Here is a 19139-nt window from a genome sequence, read left to right as displayed (position 1 = left end):
CTTACTTGGCGGCGGCCAGCAGGCCGCGGTTGCGCAGCACCCGGCGTTCGACCGGGGTGAAGACGAGCAGTTCGATGGCGATGCCGACGAACAGGATCAGGATGATGCCGAGCAGCACCCCGGACATGTCGGAGAACTCGCGCTGGTCCTCCAGGAACCGGCCCAGGCCCCGGCCGAGGTCGGGGGAGGAGGCGACGAGTTCTGCGGCCATCAGGGAGCGCCAGGAGAACGCCCAGCCCTGCTTGAGGCCGGCCAGGTAGCCGGGCAGCGCGGCGGGGATGAGGACGTGCCGGGCGCCGGTGAGGCCGGTGGCGCCGATGGTGCGTCCGGCGCGCAGGAACAGCGGCGGCACCTGGTCGATGCCGGCGATCAGGCCGTTGGCGATGGAGGGGACGGCGCCGAGCAGGATGACCGCGTACATCATCTGGTCGTTGATGCCGAGCCAGATGACCGCGGCCGGCACCCAGGCGACCGAGGGCAGCGACTGCAGGCCCTGGAGGACCGTGCCGATGGCGGTGCGCACCGGCCGGACGCGGGCGACGACCAGCCCGATCGGGGTGCCGATGACGACGGCGAGCAGGAAGCCGGACAGGCCGCGCCAGACGCTGGTCCAGATGATCGAGAACAGCGTGCCCTGGTACCAGAGGTCCTGGGCGGAGTGCCACACGTCGGTCGGGCTGGGCAGCTTGTAGGCGGAGGTGAGGTGCAGGCTGTACGCCCCCTGCCACAGGGCGAGCACCACGAGGACGCCGATCAGCGGCGGCAGGGCCTTGGTCCGCAGTGCCTGGCCGAGCGAGCCGCGCTGGGCGGAGACGGCGTCGAGGGCGTCCAGGCCGGCGCCGACACCGGCGGTGTCCGTGGCGGCGCCCTTGTCGGTCTTGTCGGCCTTCTCCAGGACCGGGGTGCTGTCAGTGCTGGCCATGGCGACGGATCTCCCCACGCAGTTCTTCGGTGATCTCGATGGACAGGTCGGCGACGCCGGTGGATTCGATGCGGCGCGGCTGCGGCAGGTCGATCCGCCACTCGCGGGCGACGCGGCCGGGGCGGGAGGAGAGCAGGACGACGCGCTGGGCCAGGCGCACGGCCTCGCGCACGTTGTGGGTGACGAACAGGACGGACAGCTGCCGTTCGGCCCAGATCCGGGTGATCTCGTCGTGCAGCACGTCGCGGGTGATGGCGTCGAGCGCGGCGAACGGCTCGTCCATCAGCAGCACCTGGCTGCCCTGGGCCAGTGCGCGGGCCATCGCGACGCGCTGGCGCATGCCGCCGGACAGCTCGTGCACGCGCTTGCCGTACGAGCCCTTGAGGCGGACGAGTTCGAGCAGGCGCTCGGCTTCGGCGCGGCGCTCGGCGCGGGGGACGCCGGCCAGCTTGAGGGCGAGTTCGATGTTGCGGCCGGCGGTGAGCCAGGGGAACAGCGCGTGCTCCTGGAACATCAGCGCGGGGCGGCCGCCCGGCACCTCGATGGCGCCGGCGGTGGGCTGGTCGAGGCCGGCGACCAGGTTGAGCAGGGTGGACTTGCCGCAGCCCGAGGCGCCGAGCAGGGTGACGAACTCGCCGGGCGCGACGTCGAGGGTGATGTCGTCCAGGACGTGGGTCTGCGCGCCCGGGCGGCCGAAGGACTTGTGCACGTGCGAGATCCGGACGGCGGGCGCGGCGCCGCCGGCGCCGGCGCCGGCGGTGTCCGCCGAGGTGGTCAGTGCCGGGGTCATCCGGACACCTCCTGCGTGAGTGGTCTGGCTGAGGGCTGGCGGAGCGGGGGCCGGGGCCCGGCCCCGCCCGTCCCGGTGGGCATCGATCGCGGATCGACCGGGTGGGCGGGGGTCCGGACCGCGGAGTCGGGGCGGACTCGGCGCCGCGCGGTGCTGTTCGGCGCCGGGTGGCGCTACTTGGCGCCGAGTCCGGCGTCCGCCACGGGGCCCTGGCCCTTGGCCGCGAGCACCTTGTTGAGCAGGGTGAGGTCGTAGATGCCGTTCAGGTTGGCCCCCGCGCCAGCGGAACTTGATTTGGGCAGCTTGAGGAGCCCGGCGGTGACGGCGTGGTCGGCCTCGGCCTGGAGGGTGTTCGCCAGCGGGTCGTCGAGGAAGTCGATGTCGGCCCAGGCGGGGTCGAGGATGGCCGGCTCCAGCGCGTTGCCGGCCTCCTTCTTGATCGCCTCGTTGGCGTCGGCCTTGGCCTTGTCCGGGTTGGCCTTGATGAAGGCGTTGGTGTTCACCGAGCCGCGCAGCACGGCCTCCACCACGTCCGGGTGCTCCTTGAGGAACTTCTGCGAGACGATGATGTTGGTGATCACGAACTTCTTGTCCGGCCAGACGTCCTTCTCGTTGAGCAGGACCTTCGCGCCGAGGGTGACCAGCTTGGAGGCGGTGGGCTCGGGCACCCAGGCGCCGTCGATGGAGCCCTGCCGGTAGGCGTCGGGGGTGACCTTGTTGTCGGTGCGCACCACCGAGACGTCGCCGGCGCCGGACGCCGCGTCGACCTTGAAGCCCTTGCCCGCCAGGTAGTTGAGCAGCGCCACGTCCTGGGTGTTGCCCAGCTGCGGGGTGGCGATCTTCTTGCCCTTGAGGTCGTCCAGCGAGGAGATCTTGTCCGGGTTGACCACCAGCTTGACCCCGCCGGAGGCCGAGCCGCCGATGATCTTCAGGGACTGGCCGTCGGACTTGGTGTAGCCGTTGATCGCGGGGGAGGGGCCGATCCAGCCGATGTCGATGGAGCCGGCGTTGAGCGCCTCGATCTCGGAGGGGCCCGCGTTGAAGACCTGGGTCTTGATCTGGGTGGCGCCCAACTCCTTCTGGAACAGCCCCTCCTGGAGGCCGACCAGGGCGGTGCCGTGGGTCAGGTTCGCGAAGTAGCCGATCTTCACGGTGTCCGCGGACAGCTTCGCGCCGGAGGCGCCGGCCGAACTGGCGGCGGAGTCGGCGCCCGCCTTCTTGTCGTCCGCCTTGGAGCCGTAGCTGCACGCCGACAGCAGGGTCACGGCGGTCAGGCCGGCCACGGCGGCCACCGCGGAGCGTCTGATCCGGCCGGCGTTGGGGCGGGCATGGGTATGCGAGGGGGCCAGGTTCGGTGCCATGGTGAAGTCCTGTTCATCGACGGACCGTCGGGAGGCGGTCTCGGGGACGTGGCGGTCGCCCGTCGGGGCGGCCGGGGGTCGCAACTCAGCGCTGTCGGCCCGCACATCGGGTCAGGCCGCCCTGGCCGCTGCCGAGGACGCCGCTGCCGATGCGGCCGCCTTCCTTGTCCATGTCCGAGAACGCCTCGCTGGGCATCAGACCCAGTCCTCCTCAGCGGGTTCGGTGGCGCGTACGGTCGCGAAGGCCTCGCCCGCCATGCCGGCGGTGAGGGTGGTGCCGTCGGCCGGGTCGATCAGCAGGAACGAGCCGGTGCGGCGGTTGTCGCAGTAGGCGTCGAGCGCCAGCGGCTCGGCGGTGCGCAGCACCACGTGGCCGAGGTCGTTGACGTTCAACCCCTGGGCGCCGGAGCGCTGTTCGAGGGTGTCGCCCGCCTTGGTCGGCAGAGCGATGCGGTAGGTGATGTCCTTGACCAGCGCGCGCACGGTGCGGGTGGTGTGCTTGAGCAGGACCTTGTCCCCGGCGCGCAGCGGGCGCTCGTTGAGGTGGCTGACGGTGGCCTCGATGTCCCTGGTGGGCGCGGGGATCACGCCGGCCGCGATCAGGTCGCCGCGGGAGACGTCGAGGTCGTCGGCGAGCCGGACGGTGATCGACTGGGGCGCCCAGGCGAGGTCCGTCTCGCGGCCGAGCGCGTCGATCCCGGCGACGGTGGTGGTGTGGCCCGAGGGCAGCACCGTCACCGGGTCGCCGACCCGCAGCACGCCGGAGGCCAACTGCCCGGCGTAGCCGCGGTAGTCGGGGTGCTCCTCGCTCTGCGGGCGGATCACGTACTGGACCGGGAAGCGGGCCGGATCGGCGTCCGGGTCGCTGCCGACCGGGACGGTCTCCAGGTGCTCCAGCAGGGTCGGGCCGCCGTACCAGTCCATGTGCGCGGACGGCTCGACGACGTTGTCCCCGGCGAGGGCCGAGATCGGCACGGCCACCACGTCGCCCACGCCGAGCGAGGCGGCGTAGGCGGTGAACTCCTCGGCGATGGCGGCGAAGACGGGCTCGGCGTAGTCGACCAGGTCCATCTTGTTGACGGCCAGTACGACGTGCGGCACCCGCAGCAGCGCGGCGACGGCGGCGTGCCGGCGGGTCTGCTCGACGACGCCGTTGCGGGCGTCGACCAGCACCACGGCCAGTTCGGCGGTGGAGGCGCCGGTCACCATGTTGCGGGTGTACTGCACGTGCCCGGGGGTGTCGGCGAGGATGAACCGCCGCCGGGGGGTGGCGAAGTAGCGGTAGGCCACGTCGATGGTGATGCCCTGCTCGCGCTCGGCGCGCAGGCCGTCGGTGAGCAGCGCGAGGTCGGGCGCGTCCTGGCCGCGGTTCAGGGAGGCGCGTTCGACGGCCTCCAGCTGGTCGGCGAGCACGGACTTGGAGTCGTGCAGCAGGCGGCCGACCAGGGTGGACTTGCCGTCGTCGACGGATCCGGCGGTGGCGAAGCGCAGCAGCGACGTGGCGGTGGCTTCCTGGGTGGTGCTGGTCATCGTTAGAAGTACCCCTCGCGCTTGCGGTCTTCCATCGCGGCCTCGGACAGCTTGTCGTCGGCCCGCGTCGCGCCGCGCTCGGTGAGGCGGCTGGCGGCGATCTCGGCGATCACGGCCTGGATGTCGGTGGCGTCCGAGTCGACGGCGCCGGTGCAGGACATGTCGCCGACGGTGCGGTAGCGGATCAGCCGCCGCTGGACGGGCTCGTTCTCCTTGGGGCCGCCCCACGCGCCGGCGGTCAGCCACATGCCGGCGCGGGCGAAGACGTCCCGCTCGTGGGCGTAGTAGATCTCCGGGAGGTCGATGCCCTCGCGCTCGATGTACTGCCAGACGTCCAGCTCGGTCCAGTTGGACAGCGGGAAGACGCGCACGTGCTCGCCGACGGCGTGCCGGCCGTTGTACAGCGACCACAGCTCGGGGCGCTGGCGGCGAGGGTCCCAGGCGCCGAACTCGTCGCGCAGGGAGAACACGCGCTCCTTGGCACGGGCCTTCTCCTCGTCGCGGCGCCCGCCGCCGAACACCGCGTCGAAGCGGTTCGTCTCGATGGCGTCGAGCAGCGGGACGGTCTGCAGCGGGTTGCGGGTGCCGTCCGGGCGCTCGCGCAGCCGGCCGTCGTCGATGAAGTCCTGGACGTGGGCGACGTGCAGGCGCAGGCCGTACTCGGCCACGACGCGGTCGCGGTAGGCGATCACCTCGGGGAAGTTGTGCCCGGTGTCGACGTGCAGCAGCGAGAACGGCACGGCGGCCGGGTGGAAGGCCTTGAGTGCCAGGTGCAGCATGACGATGGAGTCCTTGCCGCCCGAGAACAGGATCACCGGGCGCTCGAACTCCCCCGCGACCTCGCGGAAGACGTGCACAGACTCGGCCTCCAGCGCGTCCAGGTGGGACAGCGCGAAGGGGGCGTCTTCGTGGGTGCGGACCGGGCCGTCGGTCGCGGTGGTCATGCGAGACCCCTCTCGGTCAGGAAGGCGTGCAGCTCGGCGGCGGACTCGGCGACCGCGCGGCCCTGCGTCTGGATCCGCAGCTCCGGCTTCTGCGGCGCCTCGTACGGGTCGTCCACGCCGGTGAGGCCGGCCAGCTCGCCGGCGGCCTGCTTGGCGTACAGGCCCTTGACGTCGCGTTCGGCGCACAGCTCGACCGGGGTGGCGACGTGGACCTCCAGGAACTCGGTGCCGGCCGCCGCGTGCCGCTCGCGCACCGCGGCGCGCGAGTCGGCGAACGGGGCGATCACCGGGGCGAGCACCTTGACGCCGTGGGCGGCGAGCTTCTCGGCGACGAAGCCGATCCGGGTCACGTTGGTGTGCCGGTCCTCGCGGGTGAAGCCGAGGCCCTTGGAGAGGAACTCGCGGATCTCGTCGCCGTCCAGGACCTCGACCCGGTGGCCCTCGGCGCGCAGCCGTCCGGCCAGCGCGAAGGCGAGCGTGGTCTTGCCCGCGCTCGGCAGCCCGGTCAGCCACACGGTGGCGCCGCGCTCGCAGGGGGCGGCCGCGGGGGCCGCCTCCGCGGCTCCGTCGGCGGCCCGGGTGTGAGCTGTCACAGTCTCAAGTCCTTCGTCGGTAGTGGGGGGCGGGTCAGAGGTGGATGCCGCACTCGGTCTTGCCGGAGCCGGACCAGCGCCCGGCCCGGGCGTCCTCGCCCTCGGCGGGCTTGCGCGTGCAGGACAGCGGCGAGCAGCCGATCGAGGTGTAGCCCTCCCACAGCAGCGGGTTGAGCAGCACCCCGTGGGCGGCGACGTAGGCGTCCACGTCCTCCTGCGTCCACCGGGCGATCGGGGCGATCTTGACCTTGCGGCGCCGGGCGTCCCAGGACACCACCGGGGTGTCCGCCCGGCTCGGGGACTCGTCGCGGCGCAGCCCCGTCGCCCAGGCGTCGTAGCCGCCGAGGCCGCGGTTCAGCGGCTCGACCTTGCGCAGCGAGCAGCACAGGTCCGGGTCGCGGTCGTGCAGGTGCGGCCCGTGCTCGGCGTCCTGCTCGGCCACGGTGCGCAGCGGCCTGAGGGTGATGACGTTGACCGGCATGGTCGCGGCCACCGCGTCCCGGGTGCCGATGGTCTCCGGGAAGTGGTAGCCGGTGTCCAGGAACACCACGTCCACGCCGGGGAACACCGAGGAGGCGAGGTGGGCGACCACCGCGTCCTCCATCGAGGAGGTGACGCAGAAGCGGCGGCCGAAGGTGTCGGCGGCCCAGGCCAGGATCTCCTGGGGCATCGCCTCCTCCAGCTCGCGGCCGGCCCGGACGGCTATCTCCTCGTAGTCAGTCGTCGCGCTGGTCACCGGACGAACCCCCGTCGGTCGCAGTCGAGTTGGTCGCAGTCGATGCAGCCGACATCGAGTCGGCCGAAGTCGTGGCGGCCGAAGCCGAGTCGGCCGCGGCCGGGGCGGTCGGGGCCGGGGCGGTCGGGGACAGCAGGCCGAGGAACTTCAGCTGGAAGGCGCGGCGGCACCCGTGGCACTCCCAGGCGCCGTGCCCGACCTCGGAGGGGCGCAGGTCCTCGTCCCCGCAATAGGGGCAGAAGAACGGTGCGGCACGCTCACTCACGACAGCTGCTCCTCGCCGGCCCGGGCCGCCCACTGGGCGAAGCGCTCGCCCTCGGTGCGGTCGGCCTGGTAGCGGGTCAGGACGCGCTCGACGTAGTCGGGCAGGTCGTCCTTGGTGACCTTGAGGCCGCGGACCTTGCGGCCGAACCCGGCCTCCAGGCCGAGCGCGCCGCCCAGGTGCACCTGGTAGCCCTCGACCTGCTCGCCGTTGCCGTCCGGGACGAGCTGGCCCTTGAGGCCGATGTCGGCGACCTGGATGCGGGCGCAGGCGTTCGGGCAGCCGTTGATGTTGATGGTCAGCGGCTCGGCGAAGTCCGGCAGGCGCTTCTCCAGCTCGTCGATGAGCGTGCGGCCGCGCTCCTTGGTCTCGACGATGGCGAGCTTGCAGTACTCGATGCCGGTGCAGGCCATGGTGCCGCGGCGGAACGGCGACGGGGTGACCCGCAGGTCCAGCGCTTCCAGGCCGGCCACCACCGAGTCGACCTGGTCCTCGGCGATGTCGAGGACCAGCATCTTCTGTTCGGCGGTGGTGCGCAGCCGGTCGCTGCCGTGCGCGGCGGCGAGGTCGGCGATCTGGCCGAGCAGCCGGCCGTCGACCCGGCCGACGCGCGGCGCGAAGCCGATGTAGTACCGGCCGTCCTTCTGGCGGTGGACGCCGACGTGGTCGCGCCAGCGGCCGCTGGGCTCCTGCGGGGCGGGGCCGTCGACCAGCCGGTACGTGAGGTACTCGTCCTCCAGCACCTGGCGGAACTTCTCCACGCCCCAGTCGGCGACCAGGAACTTCAGCCGGGCGCGGTTGCGCAGCCGGCGGTAGCCGTAGTCGCGGAAGATGCCGATGACGCCGCCGTAGACGTCGGCGACCTCGTCCAGCGGGACCCAGGCGCCCAGCCGCACGCCCAGCTTGGGGTTGGTGGACAGCCCTCCGCCGACCCACAGGTCGAAGCCGGGGCCGTGCTCGGGGTGGACCACGCCGACGAAGGCGACGTCGTTGATCTCGTGCGCGACGTCCAGCAGCGGGGAGCCGGAGACGGCGGACTTGAACTTGCGCGGCAGGTTGGAGAAGTCCTTGTTGCCGATGAAGCGCCGCTGGATCTCCTCGATGGCGGGGGTGCCGTCGATGATCTCGTCCTCGGCGATGCCGGCCACCGGGGAGCCGAGGATGACGCGCGGGGTGTCGCCGCAGGCCTCGGTGGTGGACAGGCCGACGGCCTCCAGCTTCTGCCAGATCGCCGGGACGTCCTCGATCCGGATCCAGTGGTACTGGACGTTCTGGCGGTCGGTCAGGTCGGCGGTGTTGCGGGCGTACTGCTCGGAGACCTCGGCGATCGCCTTCAGCTGGGCGACGGTCAGCCGGCCGCCGTCGACCCGCACGCGCAGCATGAAGTACTCGGCGTCGAGCTCGTGCGGCTCCAGGATCGCGGTCTTGCCGCCGTCGATGCCCTCCTTGCGCTGGGTGTACAGGCCCCACCAGCGCATCCGGCCGCGCAGGTCGGCGGGGTCGATCGAGTCGAAGCCCCGGTGCGCGTAGATCGTCTCAATACGTGTCCGTACGTTGAGACCGTCGTCGTCCTTCTTGAACTGCTCGTTGGCGTTCAGCGGAGTGAAGTGGCCCATGCCCCACTGGCCCTCGCCGCGGTGACGGGTCACCTTGCGAGGCGCGGCGGGGCGTCGCGCGGCGGCGCGGTCGGCCGTGGGCTCGGCGGTCTCGGGGGTGGTGGCCATGGTGAAGTCCTTCGGGGCAGATGGCTCTGACGCCGGGTGGGTCGCTGGGGGTGCGCGGCGGTGCGGTGCTGCTGTGACCTGCGGGTATTCCCAGGGCCGGGGAGAGCAGTGACCGTGGCCGGCCGGGCGCCCGCGCGTCCGCTCCAGCGGGGACTGCGAGGTGGGTGGCGCCCGGGTGCGGTGATGCGGCGGGGTGGGCTCAGATCGCCGGACAGATGGCGCTGGACACGCGAAGGAGATCGACGTGGAGTCGACCAACTAGGGTGGTTCCGGCGCTCGGCATGGCAAGAGATTGGCACGGCGCGGGACTTGCGGTCCACTAACATCCGGATGGTGGACGCTGATGTTTCGTTATGTGAGACAGTCGGGGATTCCCGCCGCTCCCCGCCCCGGCGCCCGTCCACGCGCCCGTACCCCGGGGGAGATCAACCGCGCGGCCCCGGCCCGATACCGTTAGACCCGTGCAAGCAGCAGGCGAGACGAGCAGACCGAACCCCGAACGGCCCTCCCGGCGCCGGGGCAAGGGCTCCCGACGCGCGGCCAAACAGGCCGCCTGGCGCCGTACGGCGTGGGAGCTGGTCAAGGACACCACCAACACCTGCGTCGAGTACCGGGTCACCGGACTCGCCGCGGAGGCGGCCTTCTTCACCCTGCTGTCGATCCCGCCGCTGCTCCTCGGCCTGGCCGGCACCCTCGGCTACCTCGACGAGTTCCTCGGGGCCGGCACCATCGACCGGCTCAAGCACGACATCGTCTCGGCCTCCGGGACGGTCCTGTCGGACTCGTCCGTCAAAGAGGTCGTGGTGCCGCTGCTGGACCAGGTCTTCGCCCACTCCCGGCCCGACCTCGTCTCGATCGGCTTCCTGCTGTCGCTGTGGTCCGGCTCCAGAGCGCTCTACATCTTCATCGACACCATCACCGTCATGTACGGGCTCGACGGCAAGCGGGGCATCGTCAAGACCCGGCTGATGTCCCTCGGCCTCTACTTCGGCGCCCTCGTCATCAGCTCCCTGGTGCTGCCGCTGCTGATGGCCGGACCCGGACTCATCGAGAACGCCGTGCCCGGCGTCGCCGGACTGGTCGGCGCCGCCTACTGGCCGGTCGCCATCGTGCTGCTGATCGTCTCCCTCACCACCCTCTACCACCTGGCCGTCCCCGTCTCCACCCCCTGGCGCGAGGACGTCCCCGGCGCCCTGGTCGCCCTGGTGGTGCTGGTCGTCTGCAGCGTCGCCCTGCGGATCTACCTGGTCAGCTCGGTCGAGGTCCCCTCGGTGTACGGCTCGCTGGCCGCGCCGGTGGCCGTACTGCTGTGGATCTTCGTGGTCGCCCTGGCCGTCCTCATCGGCGCCGCCATGAACGCCGCCATAGACCGCCGCTGGCCCACCCTGGAGACCGCCGACGCCCGCGCCGAGAACGAGCGCGCCCAGGAGGAGGCCGCCGCCGCCGTGGTCCGCGAGGTCGCCGCCCGGCGCGCCGCCGAACGGGCCCGGCGCGCCCGCGAACTCGGCCTCGCCGAAGGCGCCGAGGAGGAGTGGGGCGAGGAGGACGGCGACGACGTCGACGTCCCCTCCGAGTACCCGGAACGCTGGGCCGACGTCCTGGCCGCCGACAACGTCCGCGGCCGCCTCACCGCCCGCGGCGGGCCCCACCACCGGCCCGGGCCGCCCCCGCCGGACAGCGACCGGCCGGCCGGGCCGCCGCCGGAGCGGCGGGCGCCCGACTACCCGCCCCGGCCGCCGTGGGAGCAGCAGTAGCGCCCGGGGCTCCGGGCGTGACGGCGGACGCACAGGGCCTCCCCCGCATCCCGCGGGGGAGGCCCTGTGCGTCGGGTCGTCTCCTGACGCCGGCCGTCTCCTGACGTCCGTTCGTCTCCTGACGTCCGTTCTTCTCCTGTCGCAGGTCGTCTCCTGGCGTCGGCTCGCCGTTGCCCGGAGGGCGGCCGGCGGACGGTCAGGCGGCGGGAGGTCAGGCGGTGGACGGGTTCGGCGGGAAGGGGGACTGCGGGGCCGGGTGGTACCCGTACGGGGACTGCCCGGCCGGGGGGTGCGGGGAGGCCGGGTTGACCTCGGTCCGGTCCGGATCCGGGCCCGGGGCGGCCGGGCGTGGGAGCGTCAGCTCCGGGGCCGTCGGGTTCGGGCCGCTCGGCGCGGTCGGGTTCGGGCCCGGGCTCGGGTTCGGGCTCGGATCCACCGCGGCCGCACCGCCCGCGGCCGCACCGCCCGGGGCCGCCCGGCCCGCCGGCCCGGCCTGCGCCGGGAGCGGATCGGGGCTCGGCGGCGCCGGCTCCAGCGCCGTGCGCCCGGCCGAGTCGCTCAGCTTGATCAGCAGCGCCACGATCAGCCAGTTCGCCAGCAGCGACGAGCCACCCGCCGCCAGGAACGGCAGCGCCTTGCCGGTCAGCGGCACCAGCCCGCTCACCCCGCCGACCACCACGAACACCTGCAGCGCCAGCGCCGTCGACAGCCCCGTCGCCAGCAGCTTGCCGAACGGGTCGGTCAGCCCGACCGCCGTCCGCAGCCCGCGCTGGACCAGCAGCAGGTACACCAGCAGCACCGCCGTCACCCCGGCCAGGCCCAGCTCCTCGCCGATCGTGGTGAAGACGAAGTCGCTGCGCCCGGCGAAGCCGATCAGCCACGGCCGCCCCGAGCCCAGGCCCGTCCCGGTCAGGTGCCCGGTGCCCAGGCTGAACAGCGCCTCGGCGGGCTGGTCGGAGATGATCGCCGGGTCGTGGTGCTCCTTGTAGATGTCGAGCGGGTGCAGCCAGGCCTCGACGCGCCCGTGCACGTGCGGCTCCACGGTGCCGACCACGGCCGCGCCGCCGACCGCCATCAGCAGGCCGAGCACCACCCAGCTGGTGCGCTCGGTCGCCGCGTACAGCATCACGACGAAGACGCCGAAGAAGATCAGCGAGGTGCCGAGGTCGCGCTCGAAGACCAGCACCAGCAGGCTGACCACCCAGATCGCCAGCACCGGGCCGACGTGCCGCCCGCGCGGCAGGGTCATCCCCCAGATCTTCCGGCCGGCCAGCGCGAGCGCGTCCCGGGAGGCCATCAGATAGCCGGCGAAGAAGATCGTGATCGCGACCTTCACGAACTCGTCCGGCTCGAAGGAGAGCCCGAACAGGCGGATCCAGCGCTTGGCGCCGAAGTCCTCCGGCCGACCCGGGAAGAACGCGGGCGCCGCCAGCAGGATCAGCGCCCCCGTCATCAGCAGGTACACGTACCGCTGGAAGAACCTGTGGTGCTTGATCAGCGCGATCAGCGCGATCGCCACCGCGACCGAGACGAACACCCACATCAGCTGCGAGGGCGCGGCCGGGAGCTTCTGGTAGTCGCCCTTCTTGGCGTGCGCCGCCGCGTAGGAGATGTCCAGCCGGTCCAGCAGCATCAGCCCGAAGCCGGTCAGGAAGACGCCCAGCGGCAGGATCAGCGGATCCGCGTACGGGGCGAACCGCCGCACCGCCAGGTGCGCCGCCCCGGCCAGTCCGCCCAGCGCCAGGCCGTGGACCAGCAGCCCGGGCGGCATCTTGCCGGTCAGTGCCAGATCGGCGTCGATGTGCCCCGCCAGACAGACGGCCACCGCGAGCGCCAGCAGGCCCAGCTCGATGTTGCGGTGGCGCGCCGCCAGCCGGCGGCCCTCGCCGCGTGCAGTGCCTTGCACCCTTGTCGTCCCCTTGTCATCACCCGCGTGGCCGGTATCGCCGACGGTGCATCCTGCCAGACGAACACGGCCCTGCGCCGGTTGCGGTCCGGGGGCCGTCGAGGCCGGAACTTTGCCTGGGCAAAGCTTTTTCCGGGCTCGGTAAAGCTTTGTTCAGGCGCAGGTATAGAGGCGGGCCCCGGGCGCGGCGGGCCCCGGCCGGGAGGCCATCATGGCCGGGGCGCCGCGGTCCGGTCCGCGGCGCCCGACGGACCGCCGGACGGCGCCGGCGGCGGCAGGGCGCGAACGAGGTGGGCGGACGGATGGACGGCGCGGTGCGAGTGCTCGCCTACAGCGGACCACCGCCCTGGCAGTGGTCCGACCTGGCCACCGCGTGGACGGCCGAACCGCTGGTGCTCACCCTCTCCGTGCTGCTCGGCGGCTGGTACCTGGCCGCGGTGCGCACCGTCCACCGGGCCGGCGGCGAGCGCTGGCAGCCGTCCCGCACCGCCGCCTTCCTGGGCGGGCTGCTGCTGTGGATCTGGTGCACCTGCTCCGGCCTCGGCGTGTACGAGCGGATCCTGTTCACCGACCGGGCCGTCCAGGTCGTGCTGCTGCTGATGCTCGTCCCGCTGCTGCTCGCCCTCGGCGCGCCGGTCTCGCTGCTGGTCGCGGCCGCGCCGCCGGCCCGGCGCGAGCGCATCCTGCGGGCGCTGCGCAGCCGGCCGTCCAAGGTGCTGATGTTCCCGGCCGTCTCCACCGCGCTGCTGATGGCCCCGCCGTGGCTGCTCTACTTCACGCCCTGGTACGAGGAGTCGGTGTCCAGCGCGTTCGGGAACGTGCTGCTGCACCTGGCGCTGGTGCTGCTCGGGCTGGCGTACTTCTGGCCGCGGCTGCAGATCGACCCGGTCGGGCGCGAGTACCCGCACCTGGTCGGGCTGTTCATCACCTTCGCCGAGGTGATCTTCGACGCGGGGCTCGGGCTGGTGCTGATCTACGGCGGCCACCTGGTCGCCGAGCACCACTACGTGGCGCTCGGGCGGCCGTGGGGGCCGAGCCTGGCGCAGGACCAGACCTGGGGCGGCAACATGCTCTGGGTGCTGGGCGACCTGGTCGGGCTGCCGTTCCTGGCCGCGCTGGTGCGGCGGATGGTGGTGCAGGGGCGGGAGGAGATCAAGGCGGTGGACGCCGAACTGGACGCCCGGTTCGAGGAGGCCGCGGCGCAGGCGCAGGCGGCGGGGCTGCCGGCCGAGGAGGAGGCCGGGATGCGGCCCTGGTGGCTGGACGACCCGAACCTCAAGCACCGGTACGGCGGGTAGTCGGCTCCGGCGGGTTCCTGGGCGCGGGCCCGCACTTTTGTAGGTCCAATGTTGGTCCCTTGTGGATCCCTTCACCGCGTTTCCGCAGGTCAAAAACCAGTTGGCCCCGCCACCCCCACCAGCTAGCGTTTGTCCCGTCCAGATCGGGGGCCTTCACGGCCGCCCGAGGAGTAGAGAGCAGGAGGTGAACCCCGTGGTCGTTGTCGCCCCGATAGCTGCCTTGGGCAGTACCCGCGTTCACCTCCTCTTCCCGGCCGCCGGCTGACCTTTTCCGCGCCAGCCGCAGCCCGCCGGGATCATCTCCTCCCGAAGGGCCCACCGCGTTGTTCAACGCTGCCTCCACTTCGTCGTTCCCCTCCGCCTCCGCCTCTGGCTCCCCCTCTGGTTTCCCCTCTGGTTTCCCCTCTGACGAGCTGCCGCTGTCCGGCTACGGCTGGACGCCCGAGCTCGCCGAACTCTTCACCCCGCTCGCCGAGGCCGGGCTGATCCCGGCCCGGATCGTCCGGGTCGACCGCGGCCAGTGCGACGCCGTGCTCGCCGATCCGGAGACGGGCGAGCCGCGCACCGTCCGGCTCGACACCCGCCCGGTCGGCGACGCCGACATGATCAACTGCCCGTGCACCGGCGACTGGGCCGCCGTGGACCTCCACGCCCAGCCGATGGCCGCCGTCACCGCACTGCTGCCCCGCTCGACCGCGATCATCCGCAAGGTGGCCGGCAAGCGCTCCGACGGCCAGGTGCTCGCCGCCAACGTCGATACCGTCCTGATCGCCGCCTCGCTCGCCGCCGATCCGGACCTCGGCCGGATAGAGCGCTTCCTCGCCCTGGCCTGGGAGTCCGGCGCCGACCCCCTGGTCGTCCTCACCAAGGCCGACCTGGTGGACGACGCCGAGTTCATCCGCGCCGACGTCGAGGCGGTCGCGCCCGGCGTCACCGTGCTCGTGGTCAGCGCCGGGACGGGCGAGGGCATGGACGTGCTGCGCGCCTGCGCGCCCGGCACAACGGCCGTGATCGGCCAGTCCGGCGTCGGCAAGTCCACGCTCACCAACGCGCTCGCCGGCGTCACGGCGATGGCCGTCCAGGAGGCCCGCTCGGTCGACCAGAAGGGCCGCCACACCACGACCACCCGTGAACTGATCCCGCTGCCCGGCGGGGGTGTGCTCATCGACACCCCCGGGCTGCGCGAGGTCGGCCTCTACGGTGGCGAGGGCGTGGACCTGGCCTTCGCCGACATCGCCGGACTGGCCGAGGACTGCCGCTTCCACGACTGCGGCCACCACACCGAGCCCGGCTGCGCGGTGCAGGCGGCGCTCGCCGACGGCACCCTGCCGCAGCGCCGGATGGACAGCTACCTCAAGCTCCAGCGCGAGAACGAGTGGATCGCCTCCCGCTCGGACGCCCGACTGGCCTCGGCCCGGGCGAAGAAGTGGAAGTCGCTCTCCAAGTCGATGCGCGCCGCGGGAGGCTCCGTGAAGCGCTGACCAGGAAAGCCGATAAGGAAAGCCGACTAGGAAATCAGGGGGCCGCGGCCGGCCTCCGCCGAGCCACCCGGCTCGGCGGAGGCCGGACGGGCCGGCAGCCGGAAGTGCTTCAGGGCCACTGCGGTGGCGTCGTCCACGGTGAAACCCGGGTCACCGAGGGCGGCGAGCCGCCCTGGCCGGCGGCCAGACCGCGAGCAACGCGCGCGTGCGCCGAGCGCTGCGGCGCGGTGCGGTGCGGTCTTCCCCCGGGGTGGCCCCGGGGCGGGCTCTCCGGTGCGGGCGTCCCAGCGCGGGTCTCCGGGTGTGGGTCTCTCGGTGTGGGGCCTCCGGCGTGGGCGCCGGTGTGAGCCCCTCGGTGCGGGTTCCCTGCGCGGCCCTCCGGCGTGGTCCTCTGGTTGGGCCCCCAGCATGGGCCCCCAGCGCGGGCCCCAGCGCGGGCCCCGGCGTGGGCCCTCCGGGCCGGTGCTCGGATGGGTGGGTGGAGGTGGGCGGAGGGTGGGGTGGGGGAGGGGGGAGGGCCCCCAACGGCCATGTCCGATTCCCGCCAGTCACCCCCCGCCCAGTGCCGCAGACTGGACAGCGTGATCGACGACGACATCCGGTACCGAGCCGTGGACAGCCGAGACGCCCGCTTCGACGGCGTCTTCTTCACGGCCGTCACCTCCACCGGCATCTACTGCCGACCGAGCTGCCCCGCCGTGACCCCCAAGCGCGTCAACTGCGTCTTCTACCCCAGCGCCGCTGCCGCCCAGGGGGCCGGCTTCCGCGCCTGCCGCCGCTGCCGCCCCGACTCCGTACCGGGCTCCCCGGAGTGGAACCACCGCGCCGACCTGGTCGGTCGCGCGATGCGCCTGATCGGCGACGGCGTGGTGGACCGCGAGGGCGTCGCGGGCCTGGCCAGCCGCCTCGGCTACAGCTCCCGCCAGCTCCAGCGCCAGCTCATCGCCGAGCTGGGCGCCGGCCCGATCGCGCTGGCCCGCGCCCGCCGCGCCCAGACCGCCCGCCTGCTGCTGCAGACGACCGAACTCCCGGTCACCGACATCGCGTTCGCCGCCGGCTTCGCTTCGGTGCGGCAGTTCAACGACACCGTCCGCGAGGTCTACGACCGCACCCCCAGCGGTCTGCGCGCCGAGGTCGTGGCCGGCCGCCGCGTCGCGACCCCGGCCGGCGGCCTCACCCTGCGCCTGGCCTACCGCGGCGCGCTCGACAGCGACCACCTGATCGACTTCCTCGCCCTGCGTGCCGTCCCCGGCGTGGAGGAGGTCGTCCCCGGTCCGCGCTCCGGCGTCCGCACCTACCGGCGCACCCTGGCGCTCCCGTACGGGCACGGCATCGCCGAGGTCGACGGGCTGGCGCCGGGCGAACCGCGCACCCGCGGCTGGCTCGACTGCCGCCTGCTGCTCGCGGACCTGCGCGACCTCCCGACCGCCGTCCAGCGCCTGCGCGGCCTGTTCGACCTGGACGCCGACCCGGATGCGGTCGACGAGCAGCTCGGCGCCGACCCCGTGCTAGGCCCCCTGGTCCGGGAACGCCCCGGCCTGCGCTCGCCCGGTCACGTGGACCCGCACGAGCTGGCCGTCCGCGCGGTGCTCGGCCAGCAGATCACGGTCGGCGCCGCCCGTACGCTGGCCGGCCGGCTGACCGAGAAGTACGGCGCCGCGCTGCCCGAGCCGAGCGGCGGCCTGCGGCTGCTGTTCCCGACGGCGGCGGTGCTGGCCACCGCCGACCCGGAGGACTTCGCGATGCCCGCCGCCCGCCGCCGCGCGCTCACCGGCCTGTGCGCGGCTCTGGCCGAGGGGTCGGTGCGACTCGACGGCGGGGTGGACCGGGAGGAGTCCGAGGCCCGGCTGCTGGCCCTGCCCGGCATCGGCCCCTGGACCGTCGGCTACCTGAGGATGCGGGCCCTCGCCGACCCCGACGTCTTCCTCCCGGGCGATGTGGGCGTCAAGCACGGCCTCGTCCGGCTCGGCGCCCCCGGCGACCCGAAGAGCGCCGCCCGCGCGGCCGAGGCGTGGGCCCCGTGGCGCTCCTACGCCGTGCACCGGCTGTGGGCCGGGCCCGCGAGCGCCAGCACTGGAACGGAGAAGGCAGAGGCATGAGTACCACCGTCTACACCACCATGGAGAGCCCGTTCGGCCGGCTGCTGCTGTCCGGCGTCCTGCCCGAGGGCGGCGGCGCGGCGGCGCTGGCCACCGTCACCGCGCCCGGGCAGAAGTACGCGCTGCCCGAGCCCGCCGACGACTGGGTCCTCGACCCGGAGGCGCTTGCCGAGCCGGTCGCCCAGCTGACCGCCTACTTCGCGGGCGAGCGCACCTCCTTCGACCTCCCGCTCGCCCCGGTGGGCACCGAGTTCCGCCGGCGGATCTGGGCCGCCCTGGACGAGATCCCGTACGGCGAGACCGTCACCTACGGCCAACTCGCCGATCTGGCGGGGGAGTCGCCGCGCGCGGTGCGGGCGGTCGGCGGCGCGGTGGGCGCCAATCCGCTGCTCATCGTCCGCCCCTGCCACCGCGTCATGGGCGCCAACGGTTCGCTGACCGGCTTCGCGGCGGGCGTGGACTGCAAGCGCCGGCTGCTGGAGCTGGAGAGCGGCACGCTGTTCTGACGCGTCCGCCCGGGCGGCGGCGCGGATCAGCCCGCCGACGCCCGCAGGTCCACCCGCCAGTTGCGGCTGCGCATGAACCGCCCGGGCGGGAACTCGAAGTCCGTCTCGCCGACGAGGCTGAACCCGGCCTTCGCGCAGACCGCGTTGGAGGCCGGGTTGTCCACCGAGGGGAAGGCGTGCAGGTGGCGGTGGGCGGCCTCGCGGCGGGCGGCCGCGACGGCGGCGCGGGTGGCGGCGCCGGCGATGCCCCGCCCCTGGTGGCCGGGCAGGACGTTCCACCCCATCTCGTGGACGGTCTCGCCCTCCCAGGTGCGGGTGCCGTAGCCGACGGTTCCGACGGCCTCGCCCTCGGGGAGCAGCACGATCCGGTACATGCAGCCCAGGCCGGACGGGACGAAGTCGAGGTAGCGCCGGTGCCGGACGAGGAGTTGCTCCTCGGTCTCCGGGCCGCCGACGTGCTTCTTCATCTCCGGGGTGTTGACCCGGCGCAGCAGTGCGAGGTCGGCGTCCGTCCAGGGCTCGATCAGTACCTGTGCTGTGCTCATGCCGGGGACGGTAGCGGTCCGTACGGGTCGGTGACCAGCGGTTTTGCAGGCGTCCGGGGGTGCTGACCGGGGTTCGGCCCCGGGTTGGGCCCGGTCAAGGGCCTGGCCCGGCCGGGGTTCAGGCCTGGTCGGGGCCCTGGCCGGCCTCGGCGAGGGCGCGGGCGAGCTGTTCGAGGGCGGGCAGGGCGTGGACGACGGCGTCGCGGTCGGTGGGGTCGAGGGTGTCGAGGGCGGTGGCGATGCGGCGCTCGTGGGCGCGCTGCCAGTCGTCGAGCTGGCGCCGGCCGGCCGGGGTGAGGGCGATGCGGGCGGTGCGGCGGTCGCCGGGGTCGGCCTGGCGGTCGACGAATCCGGCGTCGAGGAGTTTGCCGATCAGTCCGCTGACGGTGTTGGGGGCGAGCCGCTGCCGGGCGGCGAGTTCGCCGACCCGCAGGGGTGCGGCGGCGAGGGTCTGGAGGAGTTCGACCTGCGCCATGGGCAGGGACTCCCACGGGTAGTCGGTGCGGATGCTGCTGCGCAGGGCGCGGCGCAGGCGGGTGACGGTGTCGGTGAGCCGCCGGGCGTGGTCGACCGCCGTTTCGGGGGTTTCGGTGGCGGGGTCGGGGACGTGTGGTGACGACGGCATGGCGGACAGCGTATCGCCTGGTACGGGCCGGTCCGGCGGGTTGTCCACCGTCGAGCGGGGGCC

Annotated in this window: 18 protein-coding genes; 5 read left to right on the top strand and 13 right to left on the bottom strand. The window is 73.3% G+C overall.

Annotated elements, in window-relative coordinates; all coding sequences use genetic code 11:
- Position 1: 1 nt before the first annotated feature.
- From ACFWPT_RS08320 to ACFWPT_RS08275, 10 genes are all read right to left on the bottom strand, one after another.
- The gene (locus ACFWPT_RS08320; RefSeq protein ID WP_380480556.1) at positions 2 to 922 is read right to left on the bottom strand and encodes an ABC transporter permease; all 921 of its coding nucleotides are present in this window, start codon (positions 920 to 922) and stop codon (positions 2 to 4) included.
- Positions 909 to 1712 carry an ABC transporter ATP-binding protein gene (locus ACFWPT_RS08315; protein WP_380480554.1) on the bottom strand — a complete coding sequence of 268 codons (804 nt, stop codon included), beginning with the start codon at positions 1710 to 1712 and terminating at the stop codon, positions 909 to 911. The genes ACFWPT_RS08320 and ACFWPT_RS08315 overlap by 14 nt, the downstream gene beginning before the upstream one ends.
- A 173-nt stretch (positions 1713 to 1885) precedes the next feature.
- Positions 1886 to 3073 carry an aliphatic sulfonate ABC transporter substrate-binding protein gene (locus ACFWPT_RS08310; protein ID WP_063351024.1) on the bottom strand — a complete coding sequence of 396 codons (1188 nt, stop codon included), beginning with the start codon at positions 3071 to 3073 and terminating at the stop codon, positions 1886 to 1888.
- A 195-nt stretch (positions 3074 to 3268) separates the two neighbouring features.
- The gene (locus ACFWPT_RS08305) at positions 3269 to 4603 is read right to left on the bottom strand and encodes a sulfate adenylyltransferase subunit 1 (protein ID WP_380372440.1); all 1335 of its coding nucleotides are present in this window, start codon (positions 4601 to 4603) and stop codon (positions 3269 to 3271) included.
- Positions 4604 to 4605: 2 nt separating this feature from the next.
- The gene (gene cysD, locus ACFWPT_RS08300) at positions 4606 to 5547 is read right to left on the bottom strand and encodes a sulfate adenylyltransferase subunit CysD (protein WP_380346344.1); all 942 of its coding nucleotides are present in this window, start codon (positions 5545 to 5547) and stop codon (positions 4606 to 4608) included.
- On the bottom strand, positions 5544 to 6140 hold the full coding sequence (cysC, locus tag ACFWPT_RS08295) for an adenylyl-sulfate kinase (RefSeq protein WP_279634886.1): 597 nt from the start codon (positions 6138 to 6140) through the stop codon (positions 5544 to 5546). Before cysC ends, cysD begins: the two co-directional genes overlap by 4 nt.
- Positions 6141 to 6174: 34 nt before the next feature.
- Positions 6175 to 6810 (bottom strand): phosphoadenylyl-sulfate reductase, encoded by a 636-nt coding sequence (locus ACFWPT_RS08290; RefSeq protein ID WP_380480594.1) that lies wholly within the window; start codon positions 6808 to 6810, stop codon positions 6175 to 6177.
- 46 nt (positions 6811 to 6856) lie between these two features.
- Positions 6857 to 7141, bottom strand: a complete 285-nt coding sequence (locus ACFWPT_RS08285) for a hypothetical protein (protein ID WP_380480598.1) — start codon at positions 7139 to 7141, stop codon at positions 6857 to 6859.
- Complete coding sequence (locus ACFWPT_RS08280) at positions 7138 to 8862, bottom strand: nitrite/sulfite reductase (protein ID WP_363368688.1); 1725 nt, start codon at positions 8860 to 8862, stop codon at positions 7138 to 7140. Before ACFWPT_RS08280 ends, ACFWPT_RS08285 begins: the two co-directional genes overlap by 4 nt.
- Before the next feature lie 199 nt (positions 8863 to 9061).
- Positions 9062 to 9145, bottom strand: a complete 84-nt coding sequence (locus tag ACFWPT_RS08275) for a putative leader peptide (RefSeq protein ID WP_347878562.1) — start codon at positions 9143 to 9145, stop codon at positions 9062 to 9064.
- 178 nt (positions 9146 to 9323) lie between these two features.
- On the opposite strand from ACFWPT_RS08275, the gene ACFWPT_RS08270 reads away from it, so the two are divergent.
- On the top strand, positions 9324 to 10616 hold the full coding sequence (locus ACFWPT_RS08270; RefSeq protein WP_079135509.1) for a YihY/virulence factor BrkB family protein: 1293 nt from the start codon (positions 9324 to 9326) through the stop codon (positions 10614 to 10616).
- A 211-nt stretch (positions 10617 to 10827) separates the two neighbouring features.
- Here ACFWPT_RS08270 and ACFWPT_RS08265 read toward each other — a convergent pair whose 3' ends face one another.
- Entirely contained in the window at positions 10828 to 12522 is a 1695-nt protein-coding gene (locus ACFWPT_RS08265) for an FtsW/RodA/SpoVE family cell cycle protein (protein WP_380372427.1), read from the bottom strand.
- Between the two features lie 302 nt (positions 12523 to 12824).
- On the opposite strand from ACFWPT_RS08265, the gene ACFWPT_RS08260 reads away from it, so the two are divergent.
- The 4 genes from ACFWPT_RS08260 (at position 12825) to ACFWPT_RS08245 (ending at position 17906) form a co-directional block, all read left to right on the top strand.
- Complete coding sequence (locus tag ACFWPT_RS08260; protein WP_380372425.1) at positions 12825 to 13820, top strand: cytochrome c oxidase assembly protein; 996 nt, start codon at positions 12825 to 12827, stop codon at positions 13818 to 13820.
- Positions 13821 to 14143: 323 nt separating this feature from the next.
- A complete protein-coding gene (rsgA, locus tag ACFWPT_RS08255) occupies positions 14144 to 15301 on the top strand; it encodes a ribosome small subunit-dependent GTPase A (protein WP_380480550.1) in 1158 nt (385 codons plus the stop codon).
- Between the two features lie 530 nt (positions 15302 to 15831).
- Positions 15832 to 17400, top strand: a complete 1569-nt coding sequence (locus ACFWPT_RS08250; RefSeq protein ID WP_380480548.1) for a DNA-3-methyladenine glycosylase 2 family protein — start codon at positions 15832 to 15834, stop codon at positions 17398 to 17400.
- Complete coding sequence (locus ACFWPT_RS08245; RefSeq protein WP_363368700.1) at positions 17397 to 17906, top strand: methylated-DNA--[protein]-cysteine S-methyltransferase; 510 nt, start codon at positions 17397 to 17399, stop codon at positions 17904 to 17906. The genes ACFWPT_RS08250 and ACFWPT_RS08245 overlap by 4 nt, the downstream gene beginning before the upstream one ends.
- Before the next feature lie 26 nt (positions 17907 to 17932).
- Here ACFWPT_RS08245 and ACFWPT_RS08240 read toward each other — a convergent pair whose 3' ends face one another.
- Positions 17933 to 18451 carry a GNAT family N-acetyltransferase gene (locus tag ACFWPT_RS08240; protein WP_380480546.1) on the bottom strand — a complete coding sequence of 173 codons (519 nt, stop codon included), beginning with the start codon at positions 18449 to 18451 and terminating at the stop codon, positions 17933 to 17935.
- 118 nt (positions 18452 to 18569) lie between these two features.
- Positions 18570 to 19076 (bottom strand): MarR family transcriptional regulator, encoded by a 507-nt coding sequence (locus ACFWPT_RS08235; RefSeq protein WP_063347089.1) that lies wholly within the window; start codon positions 19074 to 19076, stop codon positions 18570 to 18572.
- Positions 19077 to 19139 lie beyond the last annotated feature (63 nt).

Source organism: Kitasatospora sp. NPDC058478 (genome assembly GCF_042720345.1).
In the GTDB taxonomy this organism is placed as follows: Bacteria; Actinomycetota; Actinomycetes; order Streptomycetales; family Streptomycetaceae; genus Kitasatospora.
The sequence above is the reverse complement of the archived record's forward strand: the minus strand, read 5'-3'. Positions and strand labels throughout refer to the sequence as shown.

Excerpts from the sequence above, each read along its gene's own strand:
- ACFWPT_RS08280 (WP_363368688.1), bottom strand. The coding sequence starts at position 8,862 with ATGGCCACCACCCCCGAGACCGCCGAGCCCACGGCCGACCGCGCCGCC.
- ACFWPT_RS08290 (WP_380480594.1), bottom strand. The coding sequence starts at position 6,810 with ATGCCCCAGGAGATCCTGGCCTGGGCCGCCGACACCTTCGGCCGCCGC.
- ACFWPT_RS08320 (WP_380480556.1), bottom strand. The coding sequence starts at position 922 with ATGGCCAGCACTGACAGCACCCCGGTCCTGGAGAAGGCCGACAAGACC.
- ACFWPT_RS08240 (WP_380480546.1), bottom strand. The coding sequence starts at position 18,451 with ATGAGCACAGCACAGGTACTGATCGAGCCCTGGACGGACGCCGACCTC.
- cysD (WP_380346344.1), bottom strand. The coding sequence starts at position 5,547 with ATGACCACCGCGACCGACGGCCCGGTCCGCACCCACGAAGACGCCCCC.
- ACFWPT_RS08310 (WP_063351024.1), bottom strand. The coding sequence starts at position 3,073 with ATGGCACCGAACCTGGCCCCCTCGCATACCCATGCCCGCCCCAACGCC.
- ACFWPT_RS08245 (WP_363368700.1), top strand. The coding sequence starts at position 17,397 with ATGAGTACCACCGTCTACACCACCATGGAGAGCCCGTTCGGCCGGCTG.
- ACFWPT_RS08235 (WP_063347089.1), bottom strand. The coding sequence starts at position 19,076 with ATGCCGTCGTCACCACACGTCCCCGACCCCGCCACCGAAACCCCCGAA.
- ACFWPT_RS08315 (WP_380480554.1), bottom strand. The coding sequence starts at position 1,712 with ATGACCCCGGCACTGACCACCTCGGCGGACACCGCCGGCGCCGGCGCC.
- ACFWPT_RS08250 (WP_380480548.1), top strand. The coding sequence starts at position 15,832 with ATGTCCGATTCCCGCCAGTCACCCCCCGCCCAGTGCCGCAGACTGGAC.
- ACFWPT_RS08260 (WP_380372425.1), top strand. The coding sequence starts at position 12,825 with ATGGACGGCGCGGTGCGAGTGCTCGCCTACAGCGGACCACCGCCCTGG.
- ACFWPT_RS08305 (WP_380372440.1), bottom strand. The coding sequence starts at position 4,603 with ATGACCAGCACCACCCAGGAAGCCACCGCCACGTCGCTGCTGCGCTTC.
- ACFWPT_RS08275 (WP_347878562.1), bottom strand. The coding sequence starts at position 9,145 with ATGCCGAGCGCCGGAACCACCCTAGTTGGTCGACTCCACGTCGATCTC.